The sequence below is a fragment of the Saonia sp. genome, assembly GCF_056326165.1.
Genome location: NZ_JBWFBN010000008.1, coordinates 107,627 through 126,622, shown reverse-complemented (window position 1 = coordinate 126,622; position 18,996 = coordinate 107,627). Strand labels below are relative to the sequence as shown.

The window sequence follows — 18,996 nt, the reverse complement described above, 5'->3', positions numbered from 1 at the left end:
GTATTAAATACAACTACTTTATTCCAAAATAATTGCAGGCAATTGTTCATTAAACCACTTATACCGATGAATTATCATTGTATGGGTTCCATTTTTAACGGGAATACACTCTTTTATATGACTTATTGGAAAAACCGAATCTTTTTCACCATGAATATGAACCAAATTTGGAAGCTTACCTGTATGCTGCCAATTTACGATTTGATCTATAGACCAATCTATATAATACTTATCCCTCACTGAAAGATATTCCTCATACAATTCTAACCGCTTGGTGACTGTCTCACCAAAAGCATATTTGGCTAGTAATTCCACATTGTTAACAAGACCAGTGGGTAATAACTTATGTATTTTGGTATACTTTGCAAATATCATTCGTTTTGGCAACTCTGTTTTATTCTTAACACTAGAAATAACAATTACTTTTTTAACCGGAATCAATTTTGCAATTTCCTGGACTAAGATTCCTCCAAATGAAACGCCAACAAGCACGGGAGATGGATGCACTATCTTCTTGCACATTTCCAGAGCGTATTCTTGAATACTGCTCCCCTTTTTAGGTACGAACCAATCTAAAAGATGAATTTTAAATTTATCTTGTGACAAAGAAATATTCTTAAAAATTGATGAATTAGCTGCCATGCCAGGCATAAAGTAAACGTGGATTTTCTCTTCTGTCATAATAGGCCGAGAATGGGTTTTAACTAGGAATTTAGCATTTTTTTTATTACTTTTGTAAGCTCGCTGTTAAATTTACTCAAACTTATACAGTTTAGTCAAAATACTTAATATTAAAAGAATTACGATTTGAGAACGTCGTAATTTTTTTATCTAAACCAACATTAAAATACGACTATATGAATGAAATGGAAATTAATGACAACAGTTTCTTGCGTCAATTTGAAACTAGGGTGAATGGGCACTTGGCCAAGATAGAATATTCATCACAGGAGCGTAAGGTTTTTTTAACCAAGCTTGTAATCCCAGAAGAAATTACAAGAGAAAGTTTTAAAGAAGAGTTCATTAAAGGTGTTCTTCATCAAATTCAAGATAAAAATTTAAGAGTTGTTCCAACTAGCCCTCAAATAGCAGGGTTTCTACGAAAAAATAGACAGTATAAAGAAATGCTTCCCGTTGGGATAAGAATCTAAGTAAATTTAAACCTCTCTAACCAAGAGGTTTTTTTATACCTCTACTCCACTGTTTATAAATTCTAACCGTACCATCCCATCTTCATCGATTTCCGTCAACCTTATTTCATGGAGCGTATTTACCAAAGAAGGATTCCAAGGAGTCTTTACCTTAACATAGTTCTCCGTAAATCCATGTATATACCCTTCTTTATTTTCTCCTTCAAACAAAACGGTTCTTACGGTTCCTAACTGACTCTCATAAAATGCACGTCGCTTTTTAGCAGAAAGTCCTCGGAGCATTTTACTGCGCTTAGCACGCACATTTTTAGGGACTGCTCCTTCCATAGAAGCTGCCATTGTATTATCCCTCTCTGAATATGTAAAAACATGGAGGTAAGATATACCCAATTCATTTAAAAAATGGTAGGTTTCCAAAAAATGTTCGTCTGTTTCTCCTGGAAACCCTACAATTATATCTACTCCAATACAAGCATGTGGCATTGCCTGTTTTATACGGGCAACCCTTTCTATATACAAATTGCTTAAATACCTTCTTTTCATTAACTTTAAAATGGTATCACTTCCACTTTGTAACGGAATATGAAAATGTGGCACAAACGAATTATTTTGAGCCACAAAATCTATAGTCTCATTTTTAAGCAAATTGGGTTCTATGGATGATATTCTTAATCGATGGATTCCATCTACTTTGTCCAAAGCTTTTACCAATTCCAAAAAAGTATGTTTGTGTTTTTTATTCCCAAACTCTCCCTTACCATAATCACCAATATTGACTCCTGTAAGAACAATTTCTTTTATACCTTGAGCTGAAATTTCTGAAGCATTTTTCAGCACATTTTCAAGTGTATCGCTGCGAGATATACCTCTAGCCAATGGAATAGTACAATAGGTACACTTATAATCACAACCATCTTGCACTTTAAGGAAAGCCCTTGTTCTATCACCTATGGCATAGCTGCCCACATAAAAATCCACCTCTTGTATTTCACAAGAATGAACTTCACCTTTATCATTCTTTGATAAGTCGTTTACATAATCTGTGATTTTAAACTTTTCTGTGGCTCCTAGAACTAAGTCAACTCCATCTACTGCAACCAATTCTTCCGGTTTAAGCTGAGCATAACAACCAATAGCGGCTACAAAAGCATCTGGATTAGCCTTTTGCGCCTGTTTTACAATGGTTTTAAATCGTTTGTCAGCATTATCTGTAACAGAACACGTATTAATTACATACATATCCGCAGCAGTAGAAAAATCCACTCTCTCAAAACCTTCTTCTTTAAAGTTTCTTGCTATAGTGGAGGTTTCAGAAAAATTAAGCTTACAGCCTAAAGTGTAAAATGCAACTTTCTTTTTCATTTATTGGATGATTCCATAAGAGGGTTTGCAAAGATAAGAAGTTTGTTTTGAAGTTATTGGCGATGTAAAATGTCTAACTAGCTTTTACGCCACTTCTTGGTTTCCTCATAAACATGATTTAGAATAGCTGCTTCCTTATCATCAAACTCTACTTCCCTTCTCCACATCATTTCTCTCGCTGTTTCAAAAGCTTTTTTGGGTAGGTACTTTGTAAAACCAGAAGCTCCTCCCCAGCTAAAACTAGGGATAAAATTCCTTGGGAACCCAGAACCGAAAATATTTGCACTTACACCTATTACCGTTCCCGTATTCAACATTGTATTAATACCACACTTGCTATGATCCCCCATCATTAATCCACAAAACTGAAGTCCAGTTCGAGCAAAACCTTCTGTTTCATAACTCCACAAACGTACATCTGCATAATTATTCTTCATATTGGAGGTATTTGTGTCTGCTCCTAGATTACACCATTCGCCAAGCACCGAATTCCCTAAGAACCCATCGTGTCCCTTGTTGGAGTATGCGAAAAGAACAACGTTATTGACTTCACCTCCTATTTTGGAACGAGGGCCGATAGTTGTTGGTCCGTATATTTTTGCTCCCATTTTAACAATAGCATCTTCACCAAGAGAGAAACTCCCTCGAATGATACTACCTTCCATAATTTCTGAATCTTTTCCTATATAGATAGGGCCTGTGGATGCATTCAAAATGCTGCAGGACACTTTTGCGCCTACTTCCAAAAATACATTTTCAGGTTTGATAACCGTGTTTGAGTTGGGAATAGGCTGGCTTTTTCTTCCTTTAGTCAATAAATTAAAATCAGCTTGTAGCGCTTCCCCATTCTTTGAGAAAATATCCCATGTCTTCTCAATACATAGCACATCTCCACTAAACTCAATTCTTTTGTAGGATGAAAAATCTTGTTCTGCTTGTGCTGTCTTGGAACAAAAAGCAACAACTTTTTCCTTATAATAAATGGCTTCATTTTCTTCTAGGTTTTTAACCAAGTCCATAAAATTTTCATTTGGTAAAAAAGAAGCATTAATCAAAATGTTAATAGAAGATTCAAGTACTGGATATTTATCAGAAAGGTAATCTTGGGTAATTGTGCTTGTTTTGTTTCCAAGATATTTTTCCCACTTCTCTCGTATGGTCAAAATTCCAATTCTAATATCGGCCACAGGTCTAGTATAGGTAAAAGGGAGAAGGGCATTTCTAGCTGGACCGTCAAAAAGAATATAATTCATCTATGGCATTTTTGTAAAAATAAAAAAGTCACCTTCCTAAAACAATAGAAACGTGACTTAATAACTTTTTGAAGCGTAATTTATTACTTACTGAACTTCTTATATTTGTTCTTGAACTTATCAATTCTACCAGCAGTATCAACCAATTTAGCTTTACCTGTATAGAAAGGATGTGATGTTCTGGAGATTTCCAATTTAATCAATGGATACTCAACACCATCAACTTCCAAAGTCTCTTTAGTATCCGCAGTAGACTTAGTGATAAAAACATCGTCGTTGGACATGTCCTTAAATGCAACTAATCTATAATTTTCTGGATGTATACCTTTTCTCATTTTAATAAACTTTATTCCACTTAAATTTTGGAGGTGCAAATTTATAAATTTCCATACGAATATCCAATACTAATTAATAAAAAAGAAAAAGAAAAAATTGTATCTTTAAAATGTAACAAAATTGTGGAAGTAACAACTAATTAAACAATCAACTAAAAACTTAAAATAAAATGGAAGAAATTCAATTAAAACCTAAAAAATTCATTCTGAACTATGGCATATTATTAGGCCTTGCCTCCGTGATTTTTGGTGTAATGTTATTTACGCAAAAAATGCACTATGAGCAGACTGTTCCCATAATCGTAATATCTATTTTACTTACTGGTGTCTTTGTTTTCATGGGTGTCAATGCTTTTAAAAAAGCAAATGGCGGGTATCTAAAAATTTCGGAAGCATTAAAGTTAGGGGTTGGCATAGCCCTTATTGCAACCATTATTTCCCTCTTATACCAATATGTTTTAACAACATTTATAGAACCAGATTTTATGGATAAAGTGATGGAAATAGCCAAAACCAAAGCTTTTGCTCAAAATCCCAAACTAACACAAGAGCAATGGGATACAGGTGTAGAGATGCAAAAAAGTCTCTCATGGTTACAATATCCAATTGGTTTAATTATTAGTTGTATCCTTGGACTTATTCTTGGACTTATAAGTGGTTTAATTTTGAAAAAGGATAAGGACAACTACTAAAAAGTAAAAAGCATTACTTTTGAAAGGAATTTTAGAATTGAACAATGCAGTTGCAATTATCTATTGTAATTCCTTTACTTAACGAAGATGAGTCTTTAAAAGAACTACATGATTGGATTGTATCCGTAATGCAATCCAATCATTTTTTATATGAGATTCTTTTTATTGATGATGGCAGTATCGACAATTCTTGGAAAATAATTTCTCAGCTTAGTAAAAGCAACCCCAACGTAAAAGGAATTAGGTTTCTTAAGAATTTTGGTAAATCCCAGGCATTACATGCCGGTTTCAACGCTGCAAGTGGGGATGTAATAATTACCATGGATGCCGATTTACAGGACAACCCAGAGGAAATCCCTGAACTTTATAGTCTAATAACCAAAGGAGAATATGACCTAGTTTCTGGTTGGAAGAAAAAAAGATATGATTCCGTCATTGCTAAAAACATTCCTTCCAAACTTTTTAATTGGGCAGCAAAAAAAACATCTGGTGTAAAGTTGCACGATTTTAATTGCGGACTCAAAGCATATAAAAAAAATGTGGTGAAAACCATTGAAGTTTCTGGGGAAATGCATCGCTATATTCCTGTTTTAGCAAAAAACGCTGGGTTTATAAATATTGGAGAAAAAGTAGTGCAGCATCAAGCAAGAAAATACGGAAAAACAAAATTTGGTATGGAACGATTTATAAACGGATTTCTAGATTTAATTACTATTTGGTTTGTATCTAAATTTGGGAAGCGCCCTATGCACTTATTTGGAGCACTAGGGGTCTTAATGTTTATCATTGGATTTGGTTTTGCTTTATATCTTGGAATTGATAAACTATTTATTAACCCTACAGGTAGACTTATAACAGACCGCCCTCAATTTTTTATTGCCTTGGCATCCATGATTATTGGCACTCAATTTTTCTTAGCTGGGTTTTTAGGAGAAATTATTTTGCGAACAAAACAAAACAAGGCAAATTATGCAATTGATGAAAAGGTTAATTTGTAATCTAACCTAAAAAATTACAAATATTAAGGTCTAATCCCCCGTAAAATAATACGAAAGACCGACTCTCTTTTTCAAAAAATAAAAAATCTAATGTACCTTTACCAAAAATATTTTTCATGAGCAATACTACTGATTCTGCCCTTAAAACTGCCCAAACTTGGCTTACAAATTTTTTCGATTCTGAGACAAAAGAAGAAATCGAGAACCTTATACAGAATGACCCTCAAGAATTAGAGGAAAGGTTTTATAAGAATCTTGAGTTTGGAACAGGAGGTATGCGAGGCATTATGGGGGTTGGTACAAATAGAATTAATAAATATACTCTTGGAAAAAACACACAAGGTTTAAGTAATTATCTTAAAGAATCCTATCCAAATAAACAGCCAAAAGTTGTGATTGCATACGATTGTAGGCATAATAGCGATACATTGGCGAGAACAGTTGCAGAAGTCCTTTCTGCGAATGGGATTAAAGTATATTTATTTTCAGAATTAAGAACAACCCCAGAACTTTCCTTTGCGGTAAAATACTTGAAATGCCAAGCTGGCATTGTACTTACTGCATCGCACAATCCTCCAGAATATAATGGATATAAGGTGTATTGGGAAGATGGTGGTCAAATTGTTCCTCCGCAGGATGGAGAGATTATTGCAGAAATAGAAGGCCTTTCTTTTGAAGATATAAAGTTTGATGCTAACGAAAGCCTAATAGAATTAATTGACAAAGAGGTAGATGAAGCCTTTTTTGAAGCATCTGTAGCAAACGGTAGTTTTAATGCTACAGGAAAGGATGATTTTAAAATCGTGTTTACTTCAATTCACGGTACATCTATTACTGCAATTCCTGAGGTTTTAAAGCGGGCAGGTTATAAAAATGTAACTGTAATTGAAGAACAGGCTAAGCCAGATGGTAATTTTCCGACTGTAAAATCCCCAAACCCGGAAGAACCAGAAGCATTAGCAATGGCAATTGCCAAGGCAGAAGAAATTGATGCGGATATGGTTGTTGGAACGGACCCTGATAGTGATAGATTGGGAATTGCAGTTCGCAACCTTGAAGGAAAAATGGAATTACTCAACGGAAACCAGACTATGGTCTTAATGACCAAATTCTTATTAGACCAAAGAAAAACTATAGGATTTAAAGGAAATGAATTTATTGCAACTACAATTGTCTCTACACCAATGGTACAGAAATTGGCAGAAGCGTATGGAATTGGCTATAAAACGTCTCTTACTGGTTTTAAATGGATTGGTAAGATGATAAAAGATTTTCCAAATGAATATTTTGTAGGTGGTGGTGAAGAAAGTTTTGGATATATGGTGGGTGATTTTGTTCGTGATAAAGATGCGGTTACCTCTACTCTACTGGCTTGCGAAATAGCAACACAAGCAAAAGCAAATGGTAGTTCCTTTTATAAAGATTTAATAGACTGTTATGTTGATTATGGTTTTTACAAAGAGCATTTAATTTCAATTACTAAAAAAGGAATAAGTGGTGCAGAAGAGATAAAGGAAATGTTGAAAAACTTCAAAGAAAACCCTATAGATTCAATTCAAGGCTCTAAAGTTGTTTGGGTAGAAGATTATAATACTTCCATTGCAAAAAATGTGATTACTGGGGAAGATAAAATAATAGACATCCCTAAATCCAATGTTTTGATTTATGTTACCGAAGATGGCACTAGAATAGCTGCTAGACCCAGCGGTACAGAACCAAAGGTGAAATTTTACATTACAACCAATACTTCTTTGAGCAAATCTTCAGATTATAAATTGGTTGATGCTCAATTGGATGCCAAAATTAATGGTATCTTGGATGAACTGAAATTAGGTTAATGGAGTACTTCAAAAAGATTCTAAAATTTGCTATACCATATCGCAAATACGGATTCTTAAATATTTTCTTTAATATCCTTTATGCATTGTTCAGTGCGCTTTCATTTGCGGCTTTAATTCCAATGCTTGATGTTCTTTTTAAACCCGAAAAAAAAGTTATAGTAAAACCAGAGTATACAGATTTAGGTCACTTTAAAGATTATTTACAGGACTTAATTAATTATAGAGTTAATTTATATTCTGGGGATGACCAAATGAAAGGGTTGGTTTTGGTCATTGGGCTTGTACTTATTCTATTTCTATTAAAGAATTTTTTTAACTACTTGGCAATGTACTTTATTACCTTTCTTAGGAATGGAGTCTTAAAGGACATTCGTAATAAAATGTACCGAAAAATAACAGATTTGCCTGTTTCGTATTTTTCGGAAAAAAGGAAGGGTGATGTGATTGCCAGGGTCACTTCCGATGTTCTGGAAATACAGCATTCCTTTTTATCGGTTTTAGAACTCATTGTAAGAGAGCCACTTACCATTTTATTCACTATCATTATTATGTTCGGAATAAGTACAAAACTTACTTTGTTTGTGTTTATTTTTATTCCCGTTGCTGGAATGATTATTTCAAGAATTGGAAAGTCACTTAAAAAGAAGTCGGACAGAGTACAAAAAGAGCAAGGAGAATTTTTATCCATTGTAGAAGAAACTTTGGGTGGTTTAAGAGTGATAAAAGCTTTTAATGCAGAATCTAAATTTTACAACACCTTTAAAAAATCAACAACTCGTTTTTTTAGATTCTCAAATACCTTGTTGAATCGACAAAATTTGGCATCACCCACAGGGGAATTTCTTGGGATTCTTGTTATTGGTGTATTGTTATGGTTTGGTGGAAAAATGGTTTTGGTAGACAAGACTTTGGACGCCTCTTCCTTTATAGCTTACATGGGATTGGCCTATAACATTCTAACTCCAGCAAAAGCCATAAGTAAAGCATCTTATGGGGTTAAAAAAGGAAATGCCGCGGCCGAAAGAGTGCTAGAAATTTTAGAAACAGAAAATCCAATCGTTGAAAAGAAAAATGCAGTTGTAAAAACCGATTTCAATAAGAATATAGAGCTACAGGGCATTTCTTTTAAATATGAGGATGACTATGTGTTAAAAAATTTCAGTCTTAATGTTCCAAAGGGCCATACAGTGGCTCTGGTAGGTCAATCAGGCAGTGGAAAATCTACCGTTGCAAATCTTGTTACACGTTTTTATGATGTAAACGAAGGTGAAATTAAAATAGATGGTATATGTATTAAGGACATGGCCAAGAAATCTCTTAGGGATTTAATGGGGTTGGTTACTCAAGATTCCATTCTATTCAATGATACTGTTAAGAATAATATTTCCTTAGGAAAAGAAAATGCAAGTGAGGAAGAAATTATTGATGCGGCCAAAATTGCAAATGCACACGATTTTATTACAGAACTGCCAAATGGGTATAATACCAATATTGGTGATAGTGGTAATAAACTAAGTGGAGGGCAAAAACAACGTCTATCCATTGCACGTGCCGTTTTAAAGAATCCGCCCATTATGATATTGGATGAGGCAACATCTGCTCTAGATACTGAAAGTGAGCGCTTGGTACAAGATGCCTTAGAAAAAATGATGCAAAATAGAACTTCATTGGTCATTGCCCATAGGCTGTCAACAATTCAAAAAGCAAACACTATTGTTGTACTAAAGAAGGGTGAAATTGCAGAAATGGGTTCTCATGAAGAATTGCTTACAAAAAAAGGCGCATATCAAAAATTGGTGGCTATGCAATCTTTTGATTCGTAACCAAATTAAACCTTTACCTAAAAAAAAGGTCATATAAAATACACAAGACAATACCTTTGATTGACGAAGAAACATTATTGTATCAATTAAAACAAAAGGATAAGACGTTGTCTTCCAAAGCCTTTGAGGTATTGATAAACAACTATAAGGAAAGGCTTTATTGGCATATCCGTAAAATTGTGTTAAACCATGATGATACAGATGACGTGCTACAGAATACTTTTATAAAAGTTTATAAAAACATTGGTGGTTTTAAGGGAGATAGTAAATTATTCTCATGGATGTATCGTATTGCCACCAATGAAGCCCTTACATTCTTAAAGTCCAAATCAAAGAAAATGGGGGTAAATAATGTAGAACTTCAGGAAAGATTGGTCGGTAATTTACAGTCGGATGTATATTTTGAAGGAGATGATATTCAACTGAAATTGCAAAAGGCAATAGCAACACTTCCTGAAAAGCAGAAACTGGTCTTTAATATGAAGTATTATGATGATTTAAAATATGAAGAAATTTCAGAAATTTTAGAAACTTCCGTGGGTGGATTAAAGGCATCCTATCACTTGGCAGTAAAAAAAATAGAAGCATTCATCAAAGAGGATTAAACCTTTTAAAGTATTGATAGTCAAACTAAAGAATGAAAGAAAGAAAGAAAAATAGTGGTTTTAAGATTCCAGACGGATATTTGGAAAGTTTGCCTGCTGAACTTTTGAACAAAATATCTGAAGAGAATTCTGTTTTGCCAAATTCTGACAGCCTTAAAAATAATTTTAAAGTGCCTGAAAACTATTTTGAGAATATAACCACAGATATTCTCCAAAAAGTTGGTAAAAATGAAACCAAAGTTGTTTCACTCTATAAAAAATACTATTATGTAGCTGCATCAATAGCAGCAGTCTTTGTGGTGCTTTTTGCCATTAAGATAAACACAAACAAGACACCTACTTTTGATAATGTAACAAGTACCAGCATTGAAAATTATTTCGAAGATTACGAATTGGATTTTAATGAGAACGAATTGGCAGAGTTATTGCCAATACATGATGTAGAAATAAATGACATATTAAATCAAGAAATAAATCAAGAAGGAATTGTTGAGTATTTAGACAGTAATATTGAAGATTTACAAGAATTAAATAATGTGTATGATGAAGAATAGGACAACATTATTCATTGCAGTTTTTCTTATGGCATTAAATATGTCATTTGGGCAAAAACCGACCAAACAAGAGTTTGAAAAAATCAAAGCCTTAAAAGTGGCTTTTTTTACAGAGCGATTAAGCCTTACAAGTACTGAGGCGGAAACTTTTTGGCCCGCATATAATGAATATGAAAAGAAAAGGCACCAATTGGGAAAAAAGCAATACCATGACTTTTATAGCAAATTGGCCAATGAAAGTGTCGGTGAAGAAGAAGCTGGTAGATTATTGGATGGTTATTTGTTCATTGAAGAGGAAGAAGAGGAATTGGACAAAGCTTTCATGTTAAAAGTAAAAAAATTGCTATCCGCCAAAAAAGCACTTTTATTGATAAAGGCCGAGAAAGACTTTCAAAAAAAATTGATAAGGGAATATCGTAAAAAACACGGCGGCAGGTAGTTATACTTACTTAAATGTTAGTTTTGAAACCCTACCCTTTCCAGCCGCATAAGCAATGGTATCATTTAAAAATCTAATCGTATAAAAAGATTCTTCCGATAGTTGTTCCCATGTGTTGCCCATGTCTTTTGAATATGAAATTCCTGTAAACCCAACGGCAACAATATCTTTACCTCCAGCGCTTGGCACAAATTGCACACAACTTTTATATCCAGGTTCCAGATTGCTAGCAACCAATTTCCAGGTCTCTCCCCCATCTACAGTAATTGCTTTGTTCGCATGATTATTTTCTGGCTTGGTAAAATCTCCACCTATTACAAAACCAATAGTTGAATCATAAAAATCAATGGAGTAAATACCCTGTGTGGGTTCTGCTCCAATTAATGGGGTTTGCACATACTCCCAATTTTCACCTTTGTCCGGTGAAAAATATACCCTACTACTCGTTGTGGCAATCCATGTTTTGTCACCAACCACTTCTATGTTTGTGTTGCTGGCCGCAAAAGCACCTTCCGCTACAGAAGCTTTAGGTAATAGTTTACAAGGTAATTTTTTCCAAGTATTGCCACCGTCCCGTGTTATAATAATGGACAAGCAACCATCCATACTATCACCTACTGCAATACCCTCTACATTATTCCAAAAGGCCATGGAGTCATAAAAAACCCCCTCACCTTCTTCCCAATAAACCAATTCCATTTTTCCATTAGTACCAGTTTTGTACAACAAAGCTGGATTAGCTACAGAAAGCATAAAAAAGTCGGTTGAAGTATGTCCTACAGCTCTAAAGCTAGGTGAAATAGAATCATGTTTCTGAACATTTGTTCTCACTTTATTGGTGCTTAAGTCAACAGAACCAAAAATTCCATTACTACCAGCAAAGGCCAAACTCTCGCTCATAATTTCAATAGCTCTAATGCTGACAGAGTCTTTATAAATCTCCTCAACTTCTACAGAGGTGAAATTATGCGACTTTTCTTCTTCAACACAAGAAACTAAAAAACAAAAGATTACAAAAACGAAAATGTATTTCATAGCTTTAAATTTTGCTAAAAATAAGAGGAATCACTATCAAAACAATACCTTTACATTCTTAATTTTTTTAGATGCGTTTACATAGAAACTTGGTCTTTGCGGTCATTGATGCTTTAAATTTAATTTTTAATGAGGGAGAGTATGCCGATAAAGTTGTGCAAAAAGTATTGAAATATGATAAACGTTGGGGAGCACGTGACCGTGGCTTTATTGCCGAAACCACCTATGAAATGGTTCGGTACAAAAGATTATATGCAGAAATAGCCGAAGTAAAGGCACCTTATAGCAGACCAGAACTTTTTCGAATGTGGGCTGTTTGGGCAGTTCTAAAGGGAATTGAATTACCAGATTGGAAACAGATTGAGCCTACACCAGAAAGACGTATCAAAGGAAAATTTGATGAGCTTTCAAAAATTAGAAAATATAGAGAAGCTGTACCAGATTGGATAGACGAGTTATGTGAAAAAGCTTTAGGTGATAAACTTTGGACAAAAGAGTTGGCTGCATTAAACCAAAAGGCAGAAGTTATTTTGCGAACAAATACCCTTAAAAATACAAAAGAACAATTATGCAACACCCTTAAAGATGAGGGTATTACTACTGAGCCCATAAAGGGATACCCTTTTGCATTGCGTTTACCAGAACGTGCCAATGTTTTTGTAACTGATGCTTTTAAAAAAGGTTTATTTGAAGTTCAAGATGCAAGCTCACAACTAGTAGCAGAACTTCTTGATGTAAGACCTGGTCAGCGAGTTGTTGATACGTGTGCAGGAGCTGGTGGAAAATCCCTTCACTTAGCAGCTTTAATGGAAAATAAAGGGCAATTAATTGCTATGGATATTTACGGTAGTAAGCTAAAAGAGTTAAAAAGACGCGCAAGAAGAAACGGAGCGCATAATATTGAACCTAGAGAAATAGACACTTCTAAAGTTTATAAAAAATTGTATGGCAGTGCGGACAGAGTTTTGATTGATGCTCCATGCACTGGATTGGGTGTAATTAGACGTAACCCAGATACCAAATGGAAATTACAACCAGATTTTCTTGAAAAAATCACCAAAACACAACAAGAGATACTTAGAAATTATAGCAAAATAATAAAAAATGGAGGGAAAATGGTTTATGCCACCTGTTCCATTTTACCTCAAGAAAACTCCAATCAGGTGAGTTCTTTTTTATCTTCTAAGGAAGGCACAGACTTTAAATTAGTTAAAGAAAATAAAGTCTATGCTTCCAAAAGTGGTTTTGATGGATTTTATATGGCGTTATTAGAGAAAAAGTAATAAGTTCCCTAATTCTCTATTCTTTAAGAGTAGGATAGCTTACTCCCAATTGCTCCAAATAAGTATCATATTTTGTCTCGTCATAATAAAAAGGTTCCAAAAGAGATTTAAACTTTCCCATTTTATCTGCATTAAGATATACAGGAGGCATGTCATCTTCCGAAATCATGGGCTCATATTTTGTTTCCTTTGTTTGTTCGTTATTAAAATAATCCCAAGCCTTAGTTAGTAATTCTGGTTTTAAAAGAAAATCTAAGATGGTCATCGCTTCTACCTTAGCTCCGGCAGTAGCGCCTTTGTGAGCAATTGGCGTTGCCATTGCTATAGCATTGCTCCAATGATGTCCTTGCAATCCTGGTATATTAGAAGGAAAACCCATAGTAACTGTTGGTACTTTCCACGAAATATCTCCAATATCATCTGATCCTCCACTAATAGGTTCTAACACGGGTCCTCTAAGAGGAGATAACTTGGTACTCAATCCTTCGATTTTCTTAGAACTCACCTCTGTTTGTACTGCCTTGGCAAGGGCTTGATCATCTTCTGACCACTCTGGCAAACCAATTTTTTCAATATTCTTATACATAGTTTCTGCTATGACCTTATTATAGTGACGTGGCCATGCTGTACCTAAAATTTTGGAAGTAACTGTGGTTCCAGTCATTAAAGCAGCACCATCGGCAATATCATTGGCCTCTTTGTACATTTCCATAATTCCCTCATATTTAATATCTCTAAAATAAAACCAGATAGCTGCTTTAGATGGTACTACATTCGGTTGATCACCAGAGTCAGTAAAAATGGAGTGCGATCTTTTTAAAGGATGTAAGTGCTCTCTTTTATAGTTCCAAGCAATATTCATTAATTCAGCTGCATCCAATGCACTACGGCCTCTCCATGGTGCTCCAGCAGAATGAGCCGCTTCCCCTTCAAAAGAATATTCAACAGAAATTAACCCCGTTCCCCTAGTGGGGCCCCAAGAAACTCCAAGATTACTGGAAACGTGGGTGAAAATACACATATCAATATCGTCAAAAAGACCATCTCTTACATACCAAGCCTTTGCAGCAACTAATTCTTCTGCTATTCCTGGCCACACAATCAATGTGCCAGTTATTCCTTCTTTTTCCATAACTTCTTTTACCGCTAAAACGGCCGTAATGTTCATTGGAATTCCAGAATTATGCCCTTCTCCATGGCCAGGTGCTCCCTCCACAATAGGTTTATGCCATGCAACTCCAGGATATTGGGATGCTTTTGGAATACAATCAACATCACTACCTACCGCAATAACCGGTCCCTCCCCATTACTCCACTTGGCAAACCATGCTGTGGGGATATTAGAAATTGAAGTTTCAATTTCAAATCCATTTTCTTTTAAAATCCCCGTAAGGTATTTTGATGATTCAAACTCTTGAAAACCCAATTCAGAAAAACTGAAAATTTTATCAATCATCACTTGAGTTTCCTTCTTACTAGATTCTACTATCACAGAAGCCTCTTGTTTTAGCTTCTCAATTTTACTCTTGCTATACTTTTGTTGAGCAAATCCAATATTAGATACACACAAAGAAAGTACAATCAATACACTTCCAAAAAAACGTTTTCCATTCATAATCATATAGTTGGTCATTAATTCCATTAAATTTACTGGAATTATATCATAAAAAAAATGCAAACAGGGCATTATTATGTTTTACGCAAATATTTATTCTCTTAATTAATAATAAGTTGTAATGCCTTGTGAGATTTTGGCAATTATACAGTACTAACTCAAAACTTAATATTTAAAACAGTATTAAATCGTTAATAACTAAGTAAAAAACACCTCTGCATGTATGTTACAAAAATATCTTTTAATGTAAATTTGTGCATTCTTAAGCTAAACAATTTTCGCATTCTATGATTCACTTCTTCGGGGATTTAGACACTAAGGTTTTTGCAGTACAAACCACTCAAGAAATTTCACAACAAGACATTACAAAACTCATATGGTTGTTCGGCAACCAACCAAAAATAAATGTGGCATCATTAGATGCCATTTTTGTTGGTCCAAGAGCATCAATGGTTACTCCCTGGAGCACAAATGCTACAGAGATTACCCAAAACATGGGTGTTTCTGGAATAATACGTATTGAAGAGTTTAAAGTAATTAACAAGGATTTCTCCGATTTTGATCCTATGCTTTTCCAAAAATATATTGGGCTTTCCCAAAGTATTTTTACGATTGATATTCAACCTGAACCCATTTTGGAAATCGAGGATATTGCTGCTTATAATACCCAAGAAGGATTGGCTTTGAATGATGAAGAGGTCGATTATTTGGAAGACCTATCAAAAAAAATAGGAAGAAAATTAACCGATTCAGAAATCTTTGGTTTTAGCCAGGTAAACTCTGAGCATTGCAGACACAAAATATTTAATGGCACTTTTGTGATTGATGGTAAAGAAATGCCAACTTCCCTGTTTAAACTTATTAGGAAAACATCAGAAGAAAACCCTAATGATATAGTATCTGCATACAAAGACAATGTAGCATTTGTCAAAGGACCAAAAGTGACCCAATTTGCACCAAAAAGTGCCGATAAGCCAGATTTCTATGAAGAAAAAGAATTTGAATCTGTTATTTCCTTAAAAGCTGAAACCCACAACTTCCCAACCACTGTTGAGCCTTTTAATGGGGCAGCAACAGGTTCTGGGGGAGAAATTAGGGATAGACTTGCAGGAGGAAAAGGCTCTCTACCACTTGCAGGAACTGCTGTTTACATGACTTCATATTCTAGACTGGAACAAACTAGATCTTGGGAAGATGCTTTTCCTGAAAGAAATTGGCTCTACCAAACTCCAATGGACATTTTAATTAAAGCGTCCAATGGAGCGTCGGACTTTGGAAATAAATTTGGACAACCCTTAATTGCTGGTTCCGTTCTAACTTTTGAGCATCAAGAGGTCTCAACTGCGTTAGACCAGACAGCGCGTAAACTAGGGTATGACAAGGTTATAATGCAAGCCGGTGGTATTGGGTATGGAAAAGCAGACCAAGCCATAAAAGACATTCCAAAAAAAGGCGATAAAATTGTAATTCTAGGTGGTGACAATTACCGTATTGGTATGGGGGGTGCTGCCGTTTCTAGTGCAGATACAGGAGCATTCGATTCTTCAATAGAATTAAATGCCATACAACGTTCCAATCCAGAAATGCAAAAGAGGGCTGCAAATGCGGTAAGAGGAATGGTGGAAAACAATGTAAATTCCATTGTTTCTATACATGACCACGGTGCTGGTGGCCACTTAAATTGTTTGTCGGAGTTGGTAGAGGAAACAGGCGGAAATATTGATTTGGATAAGCTTCCAGTTGGTGACCCAACCCTATCCTCAAAAGAGATTATTGGGAACGAATCCCAAGAACGAATGGGACTTGTGATTGGCGAAAAAGATATTGACTTACTTGAAAGAATAGCTGAAAGAGAACGCTCACCAATGTACACTGTTGGTGATGTTACCGGTGAACACCGATTTACATTTGAATCCAAATCCAGTGGCGTAAAACCCATGGATTTGGCATTGTCCGATATGTTTGGAAGTTCTCCAAAAACTATAATGACGGATACTTCCATTGAAAAAAAATATGAAGCACTAACATATTCTCTGGAAAACTTCCATGATTATCTTGAGCAAGTATTGCAATTGGAAGCCGTAGCCTGTAAAGATTGGCTGACTAATAAAGTAGATAGATGTGTTGGCGGTCGTGTTGCCAAACAACAATGTGTGGGACCATTACAATTGCCTTTAAACAATTGCGGGGTAATGGCGCTGGATTATAAAAGTAAAGAAGGGATTGCAACTTCTATTGGCCACTCCCCTATTTCTGGGTTGATAGACCCAACTGCTGGAAGCTTGAATAGTATTACAGAAGCATTGACCAATATTATTTGGGCACCATTAAAAGAAGGGCTAAAATCAATTTCTCTTTCTGCTAATTGGATGTGGCCCTGTAAAAATGCAGGGGAAGATGCTAGATTATATGAAGCGGTAAAAGCAATTTCTGACTTCTCTATTGCTTTAGGCATAAATGTACCAACCGGAAAGGACTCTCTTTCCATGAAACAGAAATATAAGGATAGTGAAGTAATTGCTCCTGGAACTGTAATTATTTCAGCAGCAGGAAATTGTAATGATATAACCAATGTAATTGAGCCAGTTCTTCAAAAAAATGGAGGTGATATTTATTATATTAATCTATCTAAGGATTCGTACAAGTTAGGTGGTTCATCTTTTGCCCAAATTCTTAATAAAATTGGTGATGTGGCTCCAACCGTTGTGGATGCTGAATATGTAAAAAACGTTTTTAATACTATTCAAACTGCTATTAAAAATGGTGAAATTGTAGCAGGTCATGATATAGCCTCAGGTGGGTTAATTACTACTTTGTTAGAAATGTGCTTTGCAGATACTAATTTAGGTGCAGAATTGGATTTAACCAATTTGGGTGAAGTGGATACCATCAAATTATTGTTCTCAGAAAATGCCGGTATAGTTTTTCAAGCCAAAAACAACTCTATTGAAACAATCTTAAAAAATGCCCAGATTGATTTCAAAAAAATTGGAAAGGTAGTTTCTGGGAGTGCATTGACCATCAAAAATGGAGGGATGGAAATGGGGCTGAATGTGTCTTCGCTTAGAGATACATGGTTTAAAACATCGTACTTACTAGATAATAAACAAACTGCCCAAAATTTGGCAAAAGACCGCTTTGATAATTATAAAAATCAAGCTCTAAATTATTCCTTTCCTGTAAATTTTGTAGGAACAGCACCTGTCATTTCTGGTAAGGTAGAGAAACCAAAAGCAGCAATCCTTCGTGAAAAAGGAAGCAATTCTGAAAGAGAAATGGCAAACGCTATGTACCTGGCCGGTTTTGATGTAAAAGATGTGCATATGACCGATTTAATATCTGGTCGTGAAACTTTGGAAGACATACAGTTTATAGGTGCTGTAGGTGGTTTCTCTAACTCTGATGTTTTGGGAAGTGCCAAAGGATGGGCTGGGGCTATAAAATATAATGAAAAGGCTAATACAGCCATTAAAAAATTCTTTGCAAGACATGATACACTTTCGGTTGGAATCTGTAATGGATGTCAATTGTTCATGGAATTGGATTTGATAAATCCAGAACATGAAACTCATGGAAAATTGACTTACAATGAATCTGGCAAGCATGAAAGTAATTTTACATCTGTAAAAATTCAAAAGAACAATTCTATAATGCTCTCAACACTGGAAGGTTTAACCTTAGGGGTTTGGATATCCCATGGTGAAGGTAAATTCAGTTTGCCACATTCTGAAGATGATTATGAAATTGTTGCCAAATATGGATATGACAGCTACCCAGCAAACCCAAATGGAAGCGATTTTAATACAGCCATGCTTTGTGACAAATCTGGACGTCATTTGGTAACCATGCCACATATAGAGCGTAGTATTTTCCCTTGGAACTGGGCACACTATCCACAAAACAGAAAAGATGAAGTTTCTCCCTGGTTAGAAGCTTTTGTAAATGCCAGAAATTGGATTGAGAAAACCAAAAAGTGATTTTTTAAGATAAAATTAAGTTGATGACCTAAA

16 protein-coding genes are annotated in these 18,996 nt (G+C 35.1%); 10 read left to right on the top strand and 6 right to left on the bottom strand.

The window, feature by feature from the left end:
- Positions 1-18: 18 nt before the first annotated feature.
- Positions 19-681, bottom strand: coding sequence for an alpha/beta hydrolase family protein (locus AC000W_RS08920; protein WP_474747688.1), 663 nt, complete (start codon positions 679-681; stop codon positions 19-21).
- Between the two features lie 176 nt (positions 682-857).
- Here AC000W_RS08920 and AC000W_RS08915 point away from each other — a divergent pair, with 176 nt between their 5' ends.
- Positions 858-1,151, top strand: coding sequence for a GNAT family N-acetyltransferase (locus AC000W_RS08915; protein ID WP_474747686.1), 294 nt, complete (start codon positions 858-860; stop codon positions 1,149-1,151).
- A 33-nt stretch (positions 1,152-1,184) separates the two neighbouring features.
- Here AC000W_RS08915 and mtaB read toward each other — a convergent pair whose 3' ends face one another.
- From mtaB to AC000W_RS08900, 3 genes are all read right to left on the bottom strand, one after another.
- A complete protein-coding gene (gene mtaB / locus AC000W_RS08910; protein ID WP_474747685.1) occupies positions 1,185-2,513 on the bottom strand; it encodes a tRNA (N(6)-L-threonylcarbamoyladenosine(37)-C(2))-methylthiotransferase MtaB in 1,329 nt (442 codons plus the stop codon).
- Positions 2,514-2,590: 77 nt separating this feature from the next.
- Entirely contained in the window at positions 2,591-3,766 is a 1,176-nt protein-coding gene (locus AC000W_RS08905; protein WP_474747683.1) for a GlmU family protein, read from the bottom strand.
- 83 nt (positions 3,767-3,849) lie between these two features.
- Complete coding sequence (locus AC000W_RS08900; protein ID WP_474747682.1) at positions 3,850-4,101, bottom strand: type B 50S ribosomal protein L31; 252 nt, start codon at positions 4,099-4,101, stop codon at positions 3,850-3,852.
- A 170-nt stretch (positions 4,102-4,271) separates the two neighbouring features.
- On the opposite strand from AC000W_RS08900, the gene AC000W_RS08895 reads away from it, so the two are divergent.
- From AC000W_RS08895 to AC000W_RS08865, 7 genes are all read left to right on the top strand, one after another.
- Positions 4,272-4,793 (top strand): DUF4199 domain-containing protein, encoded by a 522-nt coding sequence (locus AC000W_RS08895; RefSeq protein WP_474747680.1) that lies wholly within the window; start codon positions 4,272-4,274, stop codon positions 4,791-4,793.
- A gap of 50 nt (positions 4,794-4,843) precedes the next feature.
- Positions 4,844-5,791 (top strand): glycosyltransferase family 2 protein, encoded by a 948-nt coding sequence (locus tag AC000W_RS08890; protein ID WP_474747762.1) that lies wholly within the window; start codon positions 4,844-4,846, stop codon positions 5,789-5,791.
- Between the two features lie 116 nt (positions 5,792-5,907).
- Positions 5,908-7,629, top strand: a complete 1,722-nt coding sequence (locus tag AC000W_RS08885) for a phospho-sugar mutase (RefSeq protein ID WP_474747679.1) — start codon at positions 5,908-5,910, stop codon at positions 7,627-7,629.
- Positions 7,629-9,455, top strand: coding sequence for an ABC transporter ATP-binding protein (locus AC000W_RS08880; protein WP_474747677.1), 1,827 nt, complete (start codon positions 7,629-7,631; stop codon positions 9,453-9,455). The genes AC000W_RS08885 and AC000W_RS08880 overlap by 1 nt, the downstream gene beginning before the upstream one ends.
- A 56-nt stretch (positions 9,456-9,511) precedes the next feature.
- Positions 9,512-10,060 carry an RNA polymerase sigma factor gene (locus tag AC000W_RS08875; RefSeq protein WP_474747676.1) on the top strand — a complete coding sequence of 183 codons (549 nt, stop codon included), beginning with the start codon at positions 9,512-9,514 and terminating at the stop codon, positions 10,058-10,060.
- Positions 10,061-10,092: 32 nt separating this feature from the next.
- Positions 10,093-10,614, top strand: coding sequence for a hypothetical protein (locus AC000W_RS08870; RefSeq protein WP_474747674.1), 522 nt, complete (start codon positions 10,093-10,095; stop codon positions 10,612-10,614).
- Positions 10,601-11,053, top strand: coding sequence for a hypothetical protein (locus tag AC000W_RS08865; RefSeq protein WP_476658673.1), 453 nt, complete (start codon positions 10,601-10,603; stop codon positions 11,051-11,053). The genes AC000W_RS08870 and AC000W_RS08865 overlap by 14 nt, the downstream gene beginning before the upstream one ends.
- A gap of 6 nt (positions 11,054-11,059) precedes the next feature.
- Here AC000W_RS08865 and AC000W_RS08860 read toward each other — a convergent pair whose 3' ends face one another.
- Entirely contained in the window at positions 11,060-12,088 is a 1,029-nt protein-coding gene (locus AC000W_RS08860) for a WD40/YVTN/BNR-like repeat-containing protein (protein WP_474747671.1), read from the bottom strand.
- A gap of 71 nt (positions 12,089-12,159) precedes the next feature.
- On the opposite strand from AC000W_RS08860, the gene AC000W_RS08855 reads away from it, so the two are divergent.
- Positions 12,160-13,371: an RsmB/NOP family class I SAM-dependent RNA methyltransferase gene (locus AC000W_RS08855; protein ID WP_474747670.1), complete on the top strand. Its 1,212-nt coding sequence runs from the start codon at positions 12,160-12,162 to the stop codon at positions 13,369-13,371.
- 16 nt (positions 13,372-13,387) lie between these two features.
- Here the strand turns inward: AC000W_RS08855 and AC000W_RS08850 are convergent, their stop codons facing one another.
- A complete protein-coding gene (locus AC000W_RS08850; protein ID WP_474747669.1) occupies positions 13,388-14,986 on the bottom strand; it encodes an amidohydrolase in 1,599 nt (532 codons plus the stop codon).
- A gap of 287 nt (positions 14,987-15,273) precedes the next feature.
- Between AC000W_RS08850 and purL the strand changes: the two genes are divergently transcribed.
- Positions 15,274-18,963 (top strand): phosphoribosylformylglycinamidine synthase, encoded by a 3,690-nt coding sequence (gene purL, locus AC000W_RS08845; RefSeq protein ID WP_474747668.1) that lies wholly within the window; start codon positions 15,274-15,276, stop codon positions 18,961-18,963.
- Positions 18,964-18,996 lie beyond the last annotated feature (33 nt).

What these genes read in the sequence shown, in the direction of transcription:
- AC000W_RS08920 (WP_474747688.1), bottom strand. Translation starts at nt 681, where the DNA reads ATGACAGAAGAGAAAATCCACGTTTACTTTATGCCTGGCATGGCAGCT.
- AC000W_RS08915 (WP_474747686.1), top strand. Translation starts at nt 858, where the DNA reads ATGAATGAAATGGAAATTAATGACAACAGTTTCTTGCGTCAATTTGAA.
- mtaB (WP_474747685.1), bottom strand. Translation starts at nt 2,513, where the DNA reads ATGAAAAAGAAAGTTGCATTTTACACTTTAGGCTGTAAGCTTAATTTT.
- AC000W_RS08905 (WP_474747683.1), bottom strand. Translation starts at nt 3,766, where the DNA reads ATGAATTATATTCTTTTTGACGGTCCAGCTAGAAATGCCCTTCTCCCT.
- AC000W_RS08900 (WP_474747682.1), bottom strand. Translation starts at nt 4,101, where the DNA reads ATGAGAAAAGGTATACATCCAGAAAATTATAGATTAGTTGCATTTAAG.
- AC000W_RS08895 (WP_474747680.1), top strand. Translation starts at nt 4,272, where the DNA reads ATGGAAGAAATTCAATTAAAACCTAAAAAATTCATTCTGAACTATGGC.
- AC000W_RS08885 (WP_474747679.1), top strand. Translation starts at nt 5,908, where the DNA reads ATGAGCAATACTACTGATTCTGCCCTTAAAACTGCCCAAACTTGGCTT.
- AC000W_RS08880 (WP_474747677.1), top strand. Translation starts at nt 7,629, where the DNA reads ATGGAGTACTTCAAAAAGATTCTAAAATTTGCTATACCATATCGCAAA.
- AC000W_RS08870 (WP_474747674.1), top strand. Translation starts at nt 10,093, where the DNA reads ATGAAAGAAAGAAAGAAAAATAGTGGTTTTAAGATTCCAGACGGATAT.
- AC000W_RS08865 (WP_476658673.1), top strand. Translation starts at nt 10,601, where the DNA reads ATGATGAAGAATAGGACAACATTATTCATTGCAGTTTTTCTTATGGCA.
- AC000W_RS08860 (WP_474747671.1), bottom strand. Translation starts at nt 12,088, where the DNA reads ATGAAATACATTTTCGTTTTTGTAATCTTTTGTTTTTTAGTTTCTTGT.
- AC000W_RS08855 (WP_474747670.1), top strand. Translation starts at nt 12,160, where the DNA reads ATGCGTTTACATAGAAACTTGGTCTTTGCGGTCATTGATGCTTTAAAT.
- AC000W_RS08850 (WP_474747669.1), bottom strand. Translation starts at nt 14,986, where the DNA reads ATGAATGGAAAACGTTTTTTTGGAAGTGTATTGATTGTACTTTCTTTG.
- purL (WP_474747668.1), top strand. Translation starts at nt 15,274, where the DNA reads ATGATTCACTTCTTCGGGGATTTAGACACTAAGGTTTTTGCAGTACAA.